Source organism: Pseudoalteromonas sp. 68 DY56-GL68, assembly GCF_041414825.1.
Taxonomy (GTDB): Bacteria; Pseudomonadota; Gammaproteobacteria; order Enterobacterales; family Alteromonadaceae; genus Pseudoalteromonas.
The window spans coordinates 639,133-657,511 of the sequence record NZ_JAOCZL010000006.1 but is presented as its reverse complement, the minus strand read 5'-3'; the positions used below and the strand labels follow the sequence as shown (position 1 = coordinate 657,511).

Here is an 18,379-nt window from a genome sequence, read left to right as displayed (position 1 = left end):
GAGTACTGCAAACATGCATGTGTTGATGGTGGCTGCAGAGAATGATGCTTTACCCAATGCCAAAGTAGGTGGTGTAGCTGATGTTGTTAGAGATTGTCCAAAGGCTTTGATTGAAAAAGGCTTAACGGTTGATGTTGTTATACCTGATTATGGTTTTCATTATTTGGAGCGTCAGCACCTAGGCAGTATCTCGATTTCATTTGCAGGCAAAATAGAGCAATTAGAAATTTGGCAGCTAGCTCAGTCGGAACAGGGCATAAAGCAACTTGTTATTTCGCATTGGGAATTTAGCCGACATCACGGTGCTGTGTATTGTAATGATGAAATAGGCCGCCCATTTGCAACAGATGCCAGTAAGTTTGCTCTGTTCAATGCGGCAGTCTGTGAGGCTTTATTACAAGGAGTTATTAACACCCCAGATGTTTTGCACCTACACGATTGGCATAGTGCGTGTGTTGCATTGTTACTAAAAACTGATAAACGATTTAATCGGTTTTCAAACCTCTTTTTAGCCTACACGGTTCATAATCTAGCCCTACAAGGTATTCGTCCATTTAAGGGGGATAGCTCGAGCTTAGAAGCATGGTTTCCAAGTTTAGGCTACGATGGTCAAAAATTGTGTGATCCTCGCTACCCAGATTGTTTTAACCCGATGCGCACAGCGATTAATTTAGTTGATAAAGTCCACTTGGTGTCTCCAACTTATTGTCAAGAGGTCCTTAAAGCAAGCGATGCTGACAATGGTTTTTTTGGTGGCGAAGGATTAGAGCAAGACTTACAGGCAGCTAATAAAGAAGGGCGAGTAGTTGGCATACTCAATGGCTGTGAATACCCAGTTGCAGAGCCAGATCATTGTACTCTGGCTAGCCTGTATCAGCATGCCGAGTTGGCATTGTTTCAATGGATGGCAAAAAGTCCGATACTTGACTCAACCCACTACATTGCGCATCAACGGCTTTTACAGTTTAAAACACGTCCCTTTTCAGGCCCATTAGTAACCAGTGTCGGCCGTTTAACGGATCAAAAAGCCTTGCTGCTGCGCCAACCTTTTAATCAACATCCTGTTATTGATGAATTGTGTGCTCGTTTAAGCACATACCATGGCTATATGATTATATTGGGCTCGGGTGATGACTCGCTTGAGCAATTAATGACCGCGGCGATGGCGCGAAATACTAACTTATTATATTTAAAAGGCTACGCACACTTAACAGGCGAATACCTATACCAGTTAGGCGATTTATTCTTAATGCCTAGTTCGTTTGAACCATGCGGTATAAGCCAGATGCTAGCGATGCGAGCAGGCCAACCATGCCTTGTTCATAGTGTGGGAGGGCTTAAAGATACGGTCGTTGATTCAGAAAATGGTTTTAGTTTTGAAGGTGCTAATCTTAGCGAGCAAAGTAGTGCACTCATTAATCGTTTTAGTGAGGTATTAGCGTTAAAAGAAACAGACTCTGAATTATGGTGTACAATTTGCGAGCGAGCGAAAAGTGCTCGTTTTACTTGGCAGCAAGTCGCCTCAGATTATTTATCGAACTTATATCAATAAAAAGTGGACTATTATTGGGAATAGGGTGACTTTTGTTTCAATTTCAGCTATTAATTACTTAGTGTTACATAATAAATAAAAAGTAGGTAAAGTGGCTGTATTTGTTGCTAGGCAAGCTGTCTTTAATCGTCGTCAACAAGTTGTCGCCTATGAGTTACTATTTCGTGATAGTGAAAAAAACTGTTTTCCGAATGTTGCTGAGAGTACTGCGACAGCGCGACTCATTATGGAAAACCAGCTCAACTTAGGTACACGTCATATTACATCGGGGAAAAAAGCGTTAATTAATATTGGTCCAGAGTCTTTGAAACTGGATTTATGCGCTTTTTTGCCTAATAAGGATGTTGTTATCGAACTGTTGGAAACCATGGAGCCAACAGACGAAAACTACGCTTTTTGTCGTGAACTTTTTCATAATAACTTTAAGCTTGCTCTGGATGATTTCGTTTATCAACCAGAATGGGACCGTTTTTTAAAATTAGTACGATTGATTAAGTTTGATGTAAAACAAACGCCTTTCGAAGAAATTTCTCCTGTCGTTAATAAGCTAAAAAAGCACAAAAAAATAAAACTACTCGCTGAAAAGCTTGAAACAGAAGAAGATTATAAAAAAGCCTATGAAATGGGCTTTGATTTTTTTCAAGGCTACTTTTTTGCAAAACCAACCATGATCCAACAGCGTGACATTAACTATAACTACGCCTTAGTGTTGTCGATTTACGCCGAAGTTATGCGACCTTCACCTGATATTAATGAAGTGGCAGGTTTGTTTTCTCTTGATACTGCGCTTGCCTATAAGCTGTTGCGACTGATTAACAGTGGCGTATTTCCAATAAAAAGCAAGATAGGTTCTTTGAAACAGGCACTTGTTTATTTGGGTAATGAACGACTGAAAAAGTTTGTAAGTCTTATAATTACCGCCCATAGTGCGCAATCAAAACCAGCCGAGTTAACTCGGCTTTGTGTTGTTAGGGCACGCTTTTGTGAGTTAATAGCCTTGCAAGTCGCTAAAGAACACACTGGCGAAGCGTTTCTAACAGGCTTGTTTTCTTTGCTGGATGCTATACTTGACCAACCGATGGAAAAGCTGCTTGATAGGCTACCTTTTCCTGATGATATCCATGCGGCATTGATGCAGGAAAAGAATATTCTTTACTATATACTTGAGACTGTTAAAGCTTACGAAACAGGCAGTTGGTGGGCATTAGAGCAAGCTGTCGCTTATATTAATATTGAGAGTGCAGATCTTCCCAAAATCTATGAAAATGCGGTAAATTGGAGCGACAGCTGTCGGCAAAACTTATAAGTGATTTATGCGCAATATAAATATGGATGTTTTACGGGGTATTGCGGTACTTGGCCTGATGTTTATGAATGCCTATTTTTTCGGTGTTTTTGAATATGGATACGTGCCAAGTACACAACCACCTTTATCTGATAATATAATTCATACTGCCGATCTCATTTTTGTTGATGGGCGATTCAGAACACTCTTTTGCCTGTTATTTGGCGCAGGCTTAGTTATTCAACGGCAGCACCCTCAGTTACATGATAAACAATATAACCGTTTAAAAATACTTGCCTTTATTGGTCTAGCACATGGCCTTCTACTTTGGGCTGGCGATATTTTATTAATTTATGCGTGTGCAGGTTGGTTAACGTTAAAGTTTATTGACCAACCCTATAATCAACAACTAAAACAAGGCATTGGATTTTTAGCGCTTGGCGCAGTCATTTCATTTTTACTGGCTTTTATTGAACCTGATATGAGCCCTTTAACACGTGAATCAGATACTTTTGTAGAGGCTTACCAAGACTGGCATTCATCATTTTTTTCTGGGTTTATGAGTAACATACTTATGTTTGTTGTGATGCTAATAGCGCTCCCGCTTATAACATTATGGATGGCAGCGGGTATTATGCTTATTGGTGTAGCACTCTATAAACAAGGCATTTTTGTAAACGGTTTAACAACAAAGCAGCTTAACTTTATTTTACCAGCTGCCGTTGGATTTACGCTTTTAAGGTTAATAGTTGAGCCTAGCACAAGCGTTTTAACATATGCTTTAGCTGAACCATTTAACTGGTTTGCAGCCCTTAGTACTGCTTTACTTTATATTCATTTAATTGTGAAGCTTGTCGGAAATAATAAAAATAAATTTACAGTCTTACAAAATGCAGGTCGTATGTCATTGACCTTATATTTGATGCAAACAGTCATCTTTTTGTTGTGCTTTCGAGTTGTATTTCCTTCGTGGGTACTTACCTTTAATCGGATTGATTATTGGCTACTTAGCGTTTTTATTGCCGTGCTTCAGCTGAGCTTTTGTGCCTTATATTTACGTTTATTTAAGCATGGACCATGTGAATATGTATGGCGTAAATTATCGTCATAGTCGCACTGTGTGTACTACACTTAACTTAAAGAAAATTGTTCGGGGATGTTATGCGGTTTTGGATAATTAGCTTACTAATGTTATGCACAATGCCACTGTGCGCAGTCGAGCAATTTAATGTGTTATTTGTAAATCCATCCATTAAAGAAGAACCATTTTGGCAAAAAGTGACCGACGTAATGCAGGCGGCCGCAAAGCAAACTAATGTCGATTTGGATATTATCTATGGCGGGGCGAATCGCCATATTCAACTGGAAGAACTCAAGCAATACCTCAAATACAATGCGACACCTGATTATGTTGTCTTAATTAATTATCCAGGTGGCGCTGAGCAGTCGATGAGTTTGTTAGAAAAACACAAAGTTAAGTTTATTACCCTAGAAGAAACTATTCTAGGGGCTGAGCGAGATCAAGTCGGTGAGCCAAAACAGCATTTTAAATATTGGTTAGGCGAAGTGTATCACGACAACTTTAAAGCCGGTGAACAACTTGGCAAAGCTCTGCTAGACAGTGCTCAAAAAGCAGGTCAAACAGCGCATTTTGTTGCTATTAATGGCCACTATGGCACCGAATCTGACACACGTAGTAACGGCTTAAAGCACTTTTTAAAAAATCAGCAAGTTGAGCTAGAGCAGGTGGTGTATGCTAATTGGAACAAAACTGAGGCCACTGATAAAGTGCGCAGGCTATTACATCGCTACCCTCAAACAAACGTTATTTGGTGTGCTTCTGACTTAATGGCGCTTGGCGCACTGGATGCTGTTAAAGAGAAAAATAATAAACAGTACTTTATTGGTGGCATGGACTGGCTTGATGATAACTTAAGACTGATTGAACAAGGACGATTAACCGCAAGTGCCGGTGGGCATTTTATGATGGGGGCATGGGCATTAATAAGTCTGGTCGATCATCACAATGGTCACTCATATTGGACGAATAATAATTCTATAAAGTTTTTATTAGGTGTGATCACCAATCAAAACGTAAACGATTACAACTGGATAAGAGACATCGAAGATTGGTCTGAGGTTCCCTTTGACGCATTTTTGCTCAGCGGTTCAAATAATACTGCCTATCAGCTCGATTTTGAGCGGCTGCATTCCTTATTGCTGCAAAAAAACGCCGATGTGGCTATTGATGAATCCGCTTTTTAGACGGCCTCTATTGCGTCTGGTTTGCCTAAGCGTTCTGGTATAAACTAGCGGCTTTACAATTCTAATAGAAGTACGTTATGACACAGTTAAAGCGATTAAATAAATTTATCAGTGAAACAGGGTTCTGTTCACGTCGTGAGGCCGATAAATATATTGAAGAAGGTCGCGTAACGGTTAACGGCAATTTACCTGAAATGGGCGTTAAAGTCAGTGACTCCGACGACGTACTTATCGATGGCAAAGCACTCAAAGCAAAGCCTAAACTTGTTTATATCGCTTACAACAAACCTGTGGGGATAACTTGTACCACAGAACGTAAAATTCAAAGTAATATTGTAAAAGCAGTAAACTATCCCGAGCGAATTTTTCCTATTGGTCGTTTAGATCGCCCATCCGAAGGGTTAATATTTCTAACTAACGAAGGTGACATCGTTAACAAGATTTTGCGCGCGGGTAATAATCACGAAAAAGAATACGTCGTCACCGTTGATAAACCGTTAAACCGCCAATTTGTAAATAAAATGGCAAATGGTATTCCCATCCTCGATACGGTGACAAAGAAATGTAAAGTCACACAAACTGGCCCTCAGCAATTCACTATTGTATTGACACAAGGGCTCAACCGCCAAATTCGCCGCATGTGTGAATACCTAGGCTATGAAGTTGTGACTCTTAAACGCACGCGCATCATGAATGTGACGCTAAAAGGCTTGAAGGTAGGCCAATGGCGTCACCTGACAGAACAAGAAATGGCTGAAATTAATAACTCCATTGCAAACTCAGGTAAAACTGAAGAACGTTCCATAGATGAAAACAAACAGCAAACCAAACCTTCGTCAAAACCTCGTGCAGAAAACGATAAAAAGCGCGACTTTTCGAAGTACGTAAAAAAAGCGCGCACAGACTCAAAACAAACGAAAACTCATTCTGCAAAAAATACGCAAACAAAGCGCAGTAGTACTAAACGTGTAGGCACATTGAGCCTTAAAAAATAGCTAATAACAGAAAGCATATTTAGCTTTAGGTTAGAAAGGTTCTTGGTATTTAAATGGCAAAACACAAAAAATTTCAAATAACATTAGTAGTGCTTGTTGTCTGTATCATGGGCTTTAACCTCATTGATATTCGTGTCGATTTCTTTTTAAATCCGTTTTATATACTGAGTTTGGTCACTGCAATTATTTTGGTTGTTCAATCGATAAACTACACATGCCCTAAATGTGGTAAAAACCAAGTTATTCGCTCATTTTTAAAATATAACATGCCAAAAGAGAGCTGCTACTTTTGCGCAAGCCAGTTAGATAAAAATGATAAGTAAATAGACTTTTTGAGTCCAATTCCACGCACTTTGAATTAACCATATTTGTTTTATAGCCTCGGTAATATTACAAATAATGGTTAAGAATACCTTTGCTTATATTCTTGCGAACCAAGTGGTCAAATCGGATAGTAATCATTATGTTTACGATGGCTATAATCGCCGTATCAAGAGCATAGACTCAAAAGGTGTTAGCTATAGTTTATACAGTAAGGCAGGTAAATTGCTTTACCGAGAAACACCGAAAGGGGGCATTAATTATATATATCTTGGAGGTAAGCTAGTTGCTAAAGAAGGTACTGGAGTTACTGTCGCGCCATCGGTTATGAATTATAAGCCGTATGGGGATAGCATTGAAGCAGCAAAAGATGATGTGGGCTACACAGGGCATAAATTCGACACGGATTTAGGGTTGAGTTATATGCAGGCACGATACTATGATCCAGTCATAGGTCGTTTCTACAGCAATGATCCTGTAGGAACTGTCGAACACTTGAGTACAAGCAACGGAATACATGGTTTTAATAGGTATACTTATGCGAACAACAATCCATACCGTTATACTGACCCTACAGGTGGAAGCTCCTTAGATATGTCTGTCAATCGTCCTCCGGGAGTGACGATTAAACAGCATAGGGCCGCTGCTGGTAAGGCTAGTGGGGTAGTTGCTAGAAGAAATCCTTACGTAATGGCTGCGTCAATTGCTGTAGAAGTATTGACACCTGTTTTAAATGAGTCTGTTGATGATTGGGAAGCAGATTATGAAGACTGGGCTAATGGCAATAGTGATGATACAACAGAGCATGGTAAGGAGAGAAATAGCCGAGGAGTTGATAAAGATAAAACACGTAAAAATGGTGAGAAATTTAGAGATACAGAATCTGGTGGAACCGTGTACGTTGATGGGAATAACGTGGTAATTGATGGCGAAAATGGAAACATGACATCATGGGGAGATCAAACGGAAAAAGAAACAACTGGTAAAGTTGAAAGTGGGAAATGGGAGCCGATTGAATAAGATGGCTAATGAGATATTAAAATGAATGATAAGTATTGTATTGAAGATAAATTGACTCAATTTATTCATGATGTTTTTCTAAATCTGGAATATAAAAGTTGGCGAAATAAACTTTTTAATTTTGAAGTAGATCGGTGGTATTCGCTGATTGTTGAGCTAGACAAATCACAGGTAGCCCTTAATCATATAAAAGAATTCGATGAAGGTATATATTCTAAGCTTGTTTATAGGTGTATTCGTTCCCCAAATTGGAAAAATACAGGTGAGATAATGATTGTTTTTAATGTGTCAGGAATGATTTGGAGCAGCATAGTTTTTCAAACACCTAATATTAAATAGTACGGAAGAGTCTCCTTCTAGTCTTTGAATCCAAAGCCTCGCACTAGCGGGGCTTTGTTTTTTCTGGCTCTTGGATTTGTTTTCAAGGCTGGCTGAGCGCCTCAATGAAAAAATCCGTTTGGTGCCAAATTCAATTGGGTGATCTGCTCAGGTGAAAAGCCGTGGCGAAGGAGTTCGAAGTCTTTTAGCTGCACTTGTGCAACATCACCACTGCCGATCACATGATAGAAACTGCCACTTGCTGTAATGATTAATCGTTTGTTAGGAATAATCATTTAAATCTTTGATGTACCGATAGCTTCTCGGTGCAAATCGGTAAGTCTCATCTTTTCACGTACTACTTCAATGCCAGCAAACAGCTTGACTATGTAACAGGAAGTAAAAGCTACGATTTTAGTTACGATGACAAAGGCAACGTTACAGACAATGGCAAACGAGGCTTTGTTTATAATACAGCAGATCAGCTGGTAGAGAGTGATGGTTACTCCTATACGTATGATGGGTAATAATAAGCGGGTAAAAGAAGTCGGCTCGACAGGCATAAGCTATTCGTTTTATGCAAGTAATGGTAAGTTAATGTACCGCCAAGTAAATGGTGATCATGTAGATTATTACTATTTAGGTGGAAAGCTGATTGCGAAGAAAAAAGGGGCGGCAGTAATGCAAGGAGCTAAAACTCTTTACCCAAGGATGAGAGTGGGGACATCAGTTGGTAAGCCGAAGGTTAAAGTTAATAAAGATGGGCAGTATATTGTCGACTAGTACACACGTTTATTACAACCGTATAGCACTGTTGCATATATTATTTTTAGTAGTGCTATACGTGATTGTTGATGGTTTTATAATTAACTATGGTACAGATCAAAGTGCTTTCTCTAAGGGATTTTACTCAAAAATTGTGCTGAGCATTCTGTATTTGATAGGTAGTAAGGATAAAAGTACTATCAAGCGAACTGATAATTCAATTGATGCTGCATTTCATTTTTCAGTATTTGTACTGTGCATTTGGATGGGAGCAGCAAGTTTTGTGTTGGAAGGCGTCAGTATCAGTCGGATTGTAGGTATCTTTTTAATCTTTGGAGGTCTTGCAGCATTTAACTTGATTGATGAGCTTTTAAAAGTTATTAGATCAAAAAAGACATCCCCATCCATTTTATCGTATGCCACAGAGGCCGCATTAAAAATATCTTTATTTTCAGTGTTTTGCTTAGCATTTTTTTTCTTAGTAGTGGGCGAATGGGTTTGGGAACTAAAGCCTTTTTATGAATGGTAAGGGTCATATGATTTTGCCTTAGCTTTAAGTTCTCTAAAATCATTTTAAATTCTCAGTTCAAGGAGTGAACAATACGGTTAGACAGAAGTAGTAAATTAGTTTGTCAGAAATGCGATTTTTGACAATTTATATTAAGTCCAAAGCCTCGTACTCGCGGGGCTTTATTTTTCTGGTTTGTTGATATTAAAACTCTAATTTTAAAAAATATTGTGTTTGAGGGATCATTGTCCAATAGTTGGCTGTAAATTTATAGGGTTGTAGTTCGTACTAATTTATATGCAGGCACGATACTATGATCCAGTTATCGGGCGTTTTTATTCGAATGATCCCTTAGGATTTCGTGATGTTCATAGTTTTAACCTTTATGCTTATGCGAATAATAATCCATACAAATACACGGACCCTGATGGTAATAACCCTGTTGCGATAGGGAGATTTGTTACTCCTCCTCCAATAATACAACCCACCTCAAGCGGTGTTGGTCAGTCAACACAGCCTGCATATATTACTAGTGGAGGAAGAAATTCCGAAAGAACTGATAGGTTCGGAAATTTGGTGTTTAATGAATCGTCAGAAGGAGGTATCCGAGGTCAGAATGGTAGATCGACAGACGACCCCGTAGATATGGAAGAAGATTTGGCGGGACAAGAAATATTAGGTGATTTTGCTAGCGGTGGCGGTAACGATATTAGTGAAAAAATGGGTGATAAAGCACGTTATGGCGAAAATGGCACTCACGACAAGCTTACAGGCAGCAAAGAACACTCCGATGGAACAAAAACAGAAGTGCATGGAGATAGGGATAGAAAAACAGGCGAGCTTTCAGGTACTAAGTTTAAGGATGCGCCTGACAATAGTAAAAGCCGAAATGAAATATATCCATAATAGTAGGTTCTGAATATGAGAGTGAAGTTACGTGAGAATAAAGTCTCTAAAATTATTAGAACAGATGCAGCTTATAATGTTTACGCTGTGTATATTTCCGAGAAAAAAACTGAGTTTATGGTTATGACAGAGTTACATTCATTTCCTATGGCGATCGATAGATCTGATGTAGATATTATTGATAATAGAATTTCTGGTGCGTGGGTTTATGGAAGCGATAATGGTTCTTCAAAAAATGTAATTTTGTCCTTTCCTGAATGGGCAAACGATTCATACTTTTACCAAAACCTTGTAGAGAGTAATGGGGATGCTGGGAGTATATTCAGAGCATACCAACATGAATTGGAAATGGAATTTGCAGATAGTGATATTTCGATATCTGCGGTTATTTTGCAAGATAGTTGGATTCAATGTCCCAAATGTGGTGAAGCTTGGGAGTTGAATAAGGGGGGGGAAGCTATAGAATGTCCCAAATGCGACTCTAAATTGCTAAACCCTTTTGTTTGATTTGCTTATATGAACGTGGAGCTTCGTACTCGCGGTGCTCTTATGGGTAACAGCGAGAAGGTGGCACCAATGCTCGAAGAAAAGGTGAATGATATGAGTCAATGATGTATGGATTTCCCTAATGACGATAGAGTTGAGCAGCAATAAAAATGAGTGACATAATCCTTGAACTCAATGAAACAAAAGACTACTTCTATGCAAACATAGCCCCTTGTTCGAATTTGATTGTGAGAGAAGTTCGTTGGGGTAACTTTAGTAGTGCGGTTCTTTTGTCACGTTACACTGGTGTCGAAAATTCAGATCTCGATAATCATGTATCTAAGCGCATTAAAAGCGATAGTATTGAAGCTTCTCCTAACAGTGATCAAATATTATTGGAATGGATGAATGAGAATGGATTAAGTCTTTTCACAAAGGATTTTGCTTTTGACAAGCCCGTTAATAAAGCTATAGAGGAAACTGATTTCGCTATACTTGAAGACGAGCTTTTTTATAAGATATATAATGGAAACGAGAGAGCTGAGCTATTATTATAATTAGCAAAGTCATGGTGTTTTTTTGGATTTCTAGTCGAGGATTTCCCTGCTCGTTTAAGTCAGCAATCAATCTCAGGTATTGTAATGGGGGTTCATAAATTGGATTCTTACTTAGTTGTTAAGTAGCTAGGAAGTATGCTTTTTATTAAATCCAAAGCCTCGCAGTCGCGGGGCTTTATTTTTTCTGGAGGAGCTGGCTTGGGCTTTTGTTTCAAGTGAACAGTGGCTCAATGAAAAAATCCGATTGGTGTGATAGATCATGCTAATACAGAAAATGGCATTGTTCATGGTTTCAATTGATATGCTTACGCAAATAATAACCCGTACAAATTTACTTGGAATTAAAATTAGTGAAAATGGAGTAGAAAATGTATCTGGACAACCCAACTCCGCAAATGGAAGTATTGGACTTCCCAGAGTTTGCTAGACACTCAACTAGCGAGTTTTTTAATGCTTAAACTATTTGAGGAGTTGATTAGACAACAAACAACTTAAACACATGTATAAAATTTTTATTTATTATAAAAACGTAAGTTCAGGTAAGGTTGGCATTAATGAAAGCGTTGATACAAAGTGCAGCTTTAAATTTAGCGGTGTTAATGATTAGTGCGCTTGTACTTTCATTTTTAATATTTAATTGGTTTAACTCTCTATTATTTGCTTCCTTGTTTTTTATTGGTTTTTGGGGGCTGATTTACTTTTATCCAAAAGGTGGGCGAAAAGTGAGGCGGGTTGCTGTCGATAAGATCGCAACTCAACTGATTGTCCAGAAGGAAATAAAGCCATTTTTATGTATGTCTAATTGGCTCAAAGGGGTCGGAGTTTTGTCAGATACTAATCAACCCATGTGGGTTAGTGTAAATGAGGAGGGAATTTTATTATATTTTCTTTGCTATCGGAAAAAACCGCCTGTTTTATTGCCTTGGGATAATATCTTCAGTATTAAACTGGCAGAAAAAAATGGGGAAAGTTATGCAAGCTTATCTATAAACCACTTCAATGATAATTTTTCTGTTCCATGGCAAAAAAGTTTTGATATACCAGAATATGTGAAAAAGAGTTAAGCAATGTATTTCAATTATTTTAAAAAAAGGGCGATAAAACAATATTTGACAAAGCTACCAAAACTTCTGAAAAAAGATTATGGAAGCTTTAATGGTTGCACCCCAAGTCAAATAGAAGCAACAATAACCAGACATAAGTTGAATCAAAAATACTCGTATCTTGCTTGTTTTATGTTTGTTGATAGGCAGTCATTTGAGTCTAGTAGGTTTGGAACTCAATACGATTATCAAGAAATTGAAAAAGAATATGTGAGTAGTTCTCCTAGTTCAAATTCTATGTTGAGTAACAGTGTTGATTTCATAGGGGGAGACGGGGGAAATGATTTGGGAGGAAGTGGAGATTAAAAGCACATCGACCGGTATGTGTAATTCCATAAGTTTGCTTAAAACTTTTACAATTTAAAAGCCCATCTAATCAATACTAGATGGGCTAACATTAATTAAAAAGTAGCTCGTACGCTAAGTGCGTAAATACGGTCAGTCGTAAAGCTTAGGGCATCTGTGCGGGTGCCTGCTTGGTCCATTTGATATTCTGTTTTAGTTTCTGTGTCGAGTAAATTACTTGCTTCGAAACCAATTTTCCAATGTTCATTTAGCGTGTAGTAAATACTCGCATCCATCATGCCTGCTGGTTTTACATAGGCTGGCACGTACTCTTCTGACTCTCTTAAGGTCAACAGGTATTCTGAGCGCCAAGTATAAGCTAGACGAAACGAAATGTTTTCGTACTCGTACATACCGACAATATTCATGTTTTGGTCTGAGTAGCCTTGAAGTGGCAAACCACTAAATACACGGAATGTATTTCGGTTGTCAGTGATTGGGTTACCGTTTTCATCAAACCCGAGTGTGCCGGTCGATACTTCATTGGGATCTTCTAAGCCGTTTTGGTCGATGTAGGTGTAGTTAAATTGTAAACCAAGTCCGCTCCATGCACCTGGCAACATATCGTAAAATTGAGAGTAAGCGAATTCAGCACCACGAATAGTACCTGAACCTGTATTGGCTGGTCCGTAGGCCGAAATTGCATAGTCTTCGCCATTGAAGTTTGCATTTAAATCAAATGCACGGCTGCGAATTATGTCGTCGAGTCGCTTATGGAATAAACCAACAGTAACGTAACCGGCAGGGGCAAAATACCACTCAGCAGAAAGGTCTGTATTGATTGACTTTTCAGGTTTTAAATTGGGATTGCCAGATAGGGCTGTCAGTTCAATATCATCCAAAGCTACAACAGGATTATTAACTTCGTCATAATCAGCGCCAGGGGTTTGTAAGCGGCGAGTATAATCAAGGTTTACGATGTTTATATTTCGGGTATCAATCAGGTTAGGGAAGTAAAGTGCTTTAGAGGCACCAAAACGAATAACCACATCATCTGTTAATGCCACGCTAAAGTTAAAACTTGGTAGAACGGTACTGTAATCAGTGCCTTCGACTGTACTTAAAGTAGACTCCCCAGTTGCAATATCGTAGTAGCGTTTATATTCAGGTTGTTGCATTACTTCATTTAGTGAGGTGCCAGGCTCGCCACGCTTTATTTCCATGGGTTGTACAAATGCACCGGTTGACTCTAATTGGTAGTTCACGTAACGCAGGCCTACATTACCTACAACAGGTAGGTCTTGAACGAGAAAATCAAAGTCTGCACGCACATAAAACTCGCTACGTTTTTCATTGGTTGAGCTAATATTATGAGCTGCAAACGGACCTTCAACACGGTTAGGTTTGTCTTCATAAGGCACATAGGTGCCACTGCAAACACCGTTATTGGCTGCGCTATTGGTAGCATTATGCCAACCATCCTGGCAGCCTTGACGAAGTGAGTCAGCGTAATTTTTTACCAGATCCATACTAGGGAAAAGGAAGCTATTCACATCGCCTTGCAGTACTTGGCCATGATAATAGTCTGAAAAATCAACACGCTCGAACAGTTCAGGGCGGTTAATAGCTGCTGCAGCATTTCGGTCTGCTTGTATCCATGGCGTGCCGATTGCCGACCAGCCTTCATAAGCAGTATCGCGTACCGTTAGGTCTTTATCTGAGTAGTAGGCACCAGCTTGCACACTGGTAAAGCTACCATCAAGTTCGTATTTAAAATCTAATTTATAGCTGTTTGCTTTAGCGGTATTGTGCTCTTCTTGCTCCATACCACTTCCTAGAAAAGTATTCGGAACGGGTCCGTCCCAATCTTCATTGGGTGACCAGCCCGCAGTTAAAATATTATCACTTAAAAATTCAACGCTTGGTCTTGAGCCTCGTGTATCAAGGTAATAAGGAAGTACCGCATGAACATGGTTTCCTCGAGTTTGTGCCGACATACTGTAGTTATGGACTACTTTTTCAGAATCGACGTGCTGGTAATCAAACTCCATGCTTAATCTGTCTGTTGGTTTGAGCTTTAAATTAAATGAAGTGTCTTCAACGGTATTTTCATTATGGTTCCAGCGACTACGGTAAAAGAATGGGGTTTCAGGGCTAACACCAAGTACAACTCCCGACGTAACAAAGTTATCGTCTACCGTGAGCGGGTAGCCATTCTCGCTATCATCTTGCCAGTTTTGAGAAGATCCCATGAAGCCTTTAAAACCTTGTGCGGCCTGACCCAATTGTCTTTCATTCCATTCTAAAGAAGCTTTTGAACGAATATGCTCAACGGTTGCAATAATTGTGTCATCACTATTTGCCCATTGAAAGGAGGTTGTTAAGCCTTTTCTTTTGCGATCATTTTCTGCTGTGCTCATATGAATAGCTACCGGTACATGCCACGTGCTACCAGTAGGTTGTCCTGGCAGTGCAGGGCCATCTACGGGTGAATTTGGATCAACCCCCGTAATACCTCCCCACTGGTCAAGAGTAGGCATAAATGAGTCACCACGAGAGTGGTAGTTTCCTAAGCCAACACCGTCACCACGGGTTTTATATTCACTCGATGAAACCGCAATTAAGAAACCAAATTTACCTGCTTGTGTTTCCCAGTTATCTGAAAAGAGCGCAGAGAAAGAGGGCGTGGTTTCTTCTCTAAAATCGCCATAATTTGCTTTGGCATTAAATGATATTAACTGATCTGTAGAATCAAAAGGTTTTCTTGTAATGAGGTTTACGGTACCTGCAACAGCACCTGCTGTTAGGTCGGCGGTTTGGTTTTTTACAACTTCCACTGCGCCTAATAACTCCGCAGGAAAGTCTTCATAGCTTAGCCCGCCAGAAGAGTTCGCGCTAAACGCATCTCTGCCATTGACCTCAGAACGAACACGGTCTAGGCCACGAACAAGTACGCCAGTTCCTTCATCAGCATAATGTTTAGGATCGTCTGAAGACGCAAATCGTTCGATGGTCACACCGGGAACACGCTGTAATGCCTCTGTAACCGATTTGTCAGGTAGCGCACCAATATCCGACGCGGTTATGACATCTTTAACCGTGTCAGCGTAACGTTTAAGGTTTTGCGCACTAAAAATGCTTCCCTTAATACCAGAAACCTCTATTACTTCCATTTGCTCATCTTTTTCATTAATGACACCGCTGTCATTTTGTGGCGCATTTTGCGCAAAAACAGACAATGAGCTTAGGCTCAATAGAGCGGTAGAAATGGCAAGGCTGAGCTTGGTGCGTTTATTACAGTAAGTAGTTATGTTGTTCTGAGATGCCGACATGTTTATAGTCCTTTGATTTTTATTATATTTACTTTGTTGCATGGTAACGATTTTAGGCATAACTACAGACTATGCCTGTCTGTGAAAAAAACGCGATACTAAGTAACATTGTTTTTATATTCACCTGTTAATTTTTAACATGAATTTCAAAAAAGTAAATATTATGATCATAATTTCTTATTAGGCACTCGATTTTCGAATTAAAAATAAACCTCTCAGAGCGAGAGCATCCAAAAGAGCATTGTTATCAGTTGCTTGGTTTTATGGGGGAAATATAGCTAGAAACGATTATATGGTTTTTATAAATAAAGGGTTTGCTGCTGGTTAATATGTGTGTTCCTTATTTAGGCTATTTTCTAATAAAAACATAGTTTTATTGAAATTTTTGTCATTTTTTTATCAATCTTTGTCTATAATATTTTTCGTACTGAATTTATTAATGGATACGAAAAATTGACTATTAAACAAAAACTTTATGCAATGTTTGCCGCTGTGTTGTTTTTAATGTTGGGGTTGGGTGTGTACGCTTCATTTTCATTAAAATCTCAAGCAACACAAACAGACATAATGTTAAATCTCACATTTGCAGATGCAAGTTTATATACATCACGACTGGCTCAAGCTGATTATATGATTCAGGAAAACCCTGATTTCACCAAAAAAGTATTGAGCGAAGCGCAAGAAGCAATTAGCACATTGAATGCGGCTAAAAGCCAAATGGCAGTTGAGCAGAGTGTGACTCAAGTCAATACAATAAAACAGGGAATTAACGATTTCACGCAATTGTTTGAACGTTTCGTATCCGCTAAGAAAAAACAAATCAATGCGCGCGATGAGGTTAACCAAGCAGCTCATTCTGTCATCAATGGCATCGACGAGACGCTAAACAGCATTGAGCAATACTTTTCAACCAATCAATCCGACTTTTCGGAGTTTGGTCGTTTTTTAAAAGCCAAGCAAGTACGGGATGATTTTGCAGAAATTCGTGTCAATGTGTGGCGTTATAATACTGCACCTACTAAGCAACTAGAGAGCGATATTTCTAATCAAATTAGCCAACTTAAAAGTAATGTTAATAGTCTAAAGAAAATAATGCTTGCTGCCAGTACACAAGCCTTACTCAATGATTTATTGGATGATATAGCTCATTATTATCAAGTGTTTAAATCGACAGTTGCTACTTACGATGAATTAAACACTATTCAAGCTGATATGCTACGCGTTGCTAACAGCGCTTCAGAGGCAGCATCAAAACTTGTTGAAGAAGAACAAGTGATTGCCAGTGAGCGAGAAAACGCCGTGCAGTTGATAATGGCTATTGTTGTTATGATTGCGTTTGCCATTGCGATATCTGTTGGCTGGTGGATTATTCGCAGCATTATGGGGCCGTTAAATCTGTCTATTGATTTTGCATCTCATATAGCGAAGGGGGATCTGAGCCAAACTATTCAGGTTACAGGCAGCGATGAGTTTAGCCAGTTAAATACCGCGTTGAGCGAATCGGCGAATGCGTTACGTAATGTTGTTGATCAAGTTGTTCAAGTTACCAAGGAAATAGAAGCATCAAGTTGCCAAATAACAAATTCAGTATCGGGCGCAACAGATTCTGTTTCTCAACAGCAACTTGAAACAGACATGGTCGCAACTGCTATAAACGAAATGGCTGCCGCTGCGTTACAAATTGCACAAAGTGCAAGTGGGGCTTCACAAACAAGCCACAATGCAGAAGAGGGCGTAGAACAGTCTAAAGCTGTGGTTGGCCAAACCGATGTTGCAATGAGTGAGCTTGCGGATGCGTTATTAAATGCGATGGAAGTAGTCACAAGTTTAAGCTCAAATACAGCTAACATTGAAGGGATATTAGATGTGATCCGCAATATAGCAGATCAAACCAATCTACTTGCCTTGAATGCAGCCATTGAAGCGGCCCGTGCCGGTGAGCAAGGGCGCGGTTTTGCGGTAGTTGCTGACGAGGTACGCACGCTGGCACAGCGCACTCAAGACTCTATTAGTGAGATCACCAACATTATCGAAGCAATCAAGCTTGGTGCTGACAATGTCGTTGATGTTATGAAAACATCAAATGAAAAAGGGCAAATGGTTGCAGCTTTAACAAATGATTCGACCGCATCACTTGAGAAAATTGTGTATTCGATTAACGATATCGTTGAGGCCAATAATCAAGTTGCCGTGGGGGCTGAAGAGCAGTCATCTGTTGCCGCAGAAGTCGATGCGAATGTTGTGAAAATAAAGGCGCTTGCGGATGATAACGCATCGAGCTTAAGTGATATCAGCAAACAAACGCGACTACTCGAAAATCAAACACAAGCTATGGTTAAACTTATAAGTTTCTTTAAGGTTTAAGCCTACTAAAAATGGAGCAATGCTGGGTGTTTCTAGCATTGCCCCAATTCAGCATATTCTAATATAACAGCCCACACCCATTCGTTATTTACTTTTCGATATTTAAAGCCTAAAAACTAGCGCCCTTCATTCTAATCAGGGTAGACTATAAATCGGTACTGATACTAATCTGCAAAAATACTTAATCATTTTAGAGGGTTAATTTTACGCTCACTGCGTTAAAAGTTGCAGATTGCTCTTGCATGAAAGTAGAACAATGCAGCAGTAATTGCTAAGAACAACCCTATAAAAATTATGAAAAAGGGGTAAAAAATGTA

The 18,379-nt window shown here is 39.3% G+C and carries 19 protein-coding genes; 17 read left to right on the top strand and 2 right to left on the bottom strand.

What is annotated here, in order from left to right; translation table 11 throughout:
• Positions 1–13: 13 nt before the first annotated feature.
• The 8 genes from NYF15_RS03775 (at position 14) to NYF15_RS03740 (ending at position 7,777) form a co-directional block, all read left to right on the top strand.
• Positions 14–1,552: a glycogen synthase gene (locus NYF15_RS03775; RefSeq protein WP_371352833.1), complete on the top strand. Its 1,539-nt coding sequence runs from the start codon at positions 14–16 to the stop codon at positions 1,550–1,552.
• 91 nt (positions 1,553–1,643) lie between these two features.
• A complete protein-coding gene (locus tag NYF15_RS03770; protein WP_130152296.1) occupies positions 1,644–2,858 on the top strand; it encodes an EAL and HDOD domain-containing protein in 1,215 nt (404 codons plus the stop codon).
• Positions 2,859–2,865: 7 nt separating this feature from the next.
• On the top strand, positions 2,866–3,948 hold the full coding sequence (locus NYF15_RS03765) for a DUF418 domain-containing protein (RefSeq protein ID WP_237119012.1): 1,083 nt from the start codon (positions 2,866–2,868) through the stop codon (positions 3,946–3,948).
• 50 nt (positions 3,949–3,998) lie between these two features.
• On the top strand, positions 3,999–5,102 hold the full coding sequence (locus NYF15_RS03760) for an ABC transporter substrate-binding protein (RefSeq protein ID WP_371352832.1): 1,104 nt from the start codon (positions 3,999–4,001) through the stop codon (positions 5,100–5,102).
• Between the two features lie 77 nt (positions 5,103–5,179).
• A complete protein-coding gene (gene rluF / locus NYF15_RS03755) occupies positions 5,180–6,097 on the top strand; it encodes a 23S rRNA pseudouridine(2604) synthase RluF (RefSeq protein ID WP_371352831.1) in 918 nt (305 codons plus the stop codon).
• A gap of 53 nt (positions 6,098–6,150) precedes the next feature.
• A complete protein-coding gene (locus tag NYF15_RS03750; RefSeq protein ID WP_371352830.1) occupies positions 6,151–6,420 on the top strand; it encodes a hypothetical protein in 270 nt (89 codons plus the stop codon).
• A gap of 76 nt (positions 6,421–6,496) precedes the next feature.
• A complete protein-coding gene (locus NYF15_RS03745; RefSeq protein ID WP_371352829.1) occupies positions 6,497–7,438 on the top strand; it encodes an RHS repeat-associated core domain-containing protein in 942 nt (313 codons plus the stop codon).
• 21 nt (positions 7,439–7,459) lie between these two features.
• On the top strand, positions 7,460–7,777 hold the full coding sequence (locus NYF15_RS03740) for a hypothetical protein (RefSeq protein ID WP_371352828.1): 318 nt from the start codon (positions 7,460–7,462) through the stop codon (positions 7,775–7,777).
• Between the two features lie 101 nt (positions 7,778–7,878).
• Here the strand turns inward: NYF15_RS03740 and NYF15_RS03735 are convergent, their stop codons facing one another.
• A complete protein-coding gene (locus tag NYF15_RS03735) occupies positions 7,879–8,052 on the bottom strand; it encodes a hypothetical protein (RefSeq protein ID WP_371352827.1) in 174 nt (57 codons plus the stop codon).
• A gap of 30 nt (positions 8,053–8,082) precedes the next feature.
• Between NYF15_RS03735 and NYF15_RS03730 the strand changes: the two genes are divergently transcribed.
• The 8 genes from NYF15_RS03730 to NYF15_RS03695 all read left to right on the top strand — a co-directional run bounded on the left by NYF15_RS03730 (position 8,083) and on the right by NYF15_RS03695 (position 12,387).
• Positions 8,083–8,283: a hypothetical protein gene (locus NYF15_RS03730; RefSeq protein ID WP_371352826.1), complete on the top strand. Its 201-nt coding sequence runs from the start codon at positions 8,083–8,085 to the stop codon at positions 8,281–8,283.
• Positions 8,273–8,539 carry a hypothetical protein gene (locus NYF15_RS03725; RefSeq protein ID WP_371352825.1) on the top strand — a complete coding sequence of 89 codons (267 nt, stop codon included), beginning with the start codon at positions 8,273–8,275 and terminating at the stop codon, positions 8,537–8,539. Before NYF15_RS03730 ends, NYF15_RS03725 begins: the two co-directional genes overlap by 11 nt.
• A 61-nt stretch (positions 8,540–8,600) precedes the next feature.
• Positions 8,601–9,050 (top strand): hypothetical protein, encoded by a 450-nt coding sequence (locus tag NYF15_RS03720; RefSeq protein WP_371352824.1) that lies wholly within the window; start codon positions 8,601–8,603, stop codon positions 9,048–9,050.
• A 276-nt stretch (positions 9,051–9,326) separates the two neighbouring features.
• The gene (locus NYF15_RS03715) at positions 9,327–9,935 is read left to right on the top strand and encodes an RHS repeat-associated core domain-containing protein (protein WP_371352823.1); all 609 of its coding nucleotides are present in this window, start codon (positions 9,327–9,329) and stop codon (positions 9,933–9,935) included.
• Between the two features lie 15 nt (positions 9,936–9,950).
• Positions 9,951–10,442 carry a hypothetical protein gene (locus tag NYF15_RS03710; protein ID WP_371352822.1) on the top strand — a complete coding sequence of 164 codons (492 nt, stop codon included), beginning with the start codon at positions 9,951–9,953 and terminating at the stop codon, positions 10,440–10,442.
• A gap of 149 nt (positions 10,443–10,591) precedes the next feature.
• A complete protein-coding gene (locus tag NYF15_RS03705; protein ID WP_371352821.1) occupies positions 10,592–10,978 on the top strand; it encodes a hypothetical protein in 387 nt (128 codons plus the stop codon).
• Positions 10,979–11,532: 554 nt separating this feature from the next.
• Positions 11,533–12,042, top strand: a complete 510-nt coding sequence (locus NYF15_RS03700; protein WP_371352820.1) for a hypothetical protein — start codon at positions 11,533–11,535, stop codon at positions 12,040–12,042.
• Positions 12,043–12,045: 3 nt separating this feature from the next.
• A complete protein-coding gene (locus NYF15_RS03695) occupies positions 12,046–12,387 on the top strand; it encodes a DUF6559 family protein (RefSeq protein WP_371352819.1) in 342 nt (113 codons plus the stop codon).
• A 95-nt stretch (positions 12,388–12,482) separates the two neighbouring features.
• On the opposite strand, the gene NYF15_RS03690 is transcribed toward NYF15_RS03695, so the two are convergent.
• Positions 12,483–15,698 carry a TonB-dependent receptor gene (locus NYF15_RS03690; RefSeq protein WP_371352818.1) on the bottom strand — a complete coding sequence of 1,072 codons (3,216 nt, stop codon included), beginning with the start codon at positions 15,696–15,698 and terminating at the stop codon, positions 12,483–12,485.
• Positions 15,699–16,151: 453 nt separating this feature from the next.
• On the opposite strand from NYF15_RS03690, the gene NYF15_RS03685 reads away from it, so the two are divergent.
• Complete coding sequence (locus NYF15_RS03685) at positions 16,152–18,062, top strand: methyl-accepting chemotaxis protein (RefSeq protein ID WP_371352817.1); 1,911 nt, start codon at positions 16,152–16,154, stop codon at positions 18,060–18,062.
• Positions 18,063–18,379 lie beyond the last annotated feature (317 nt).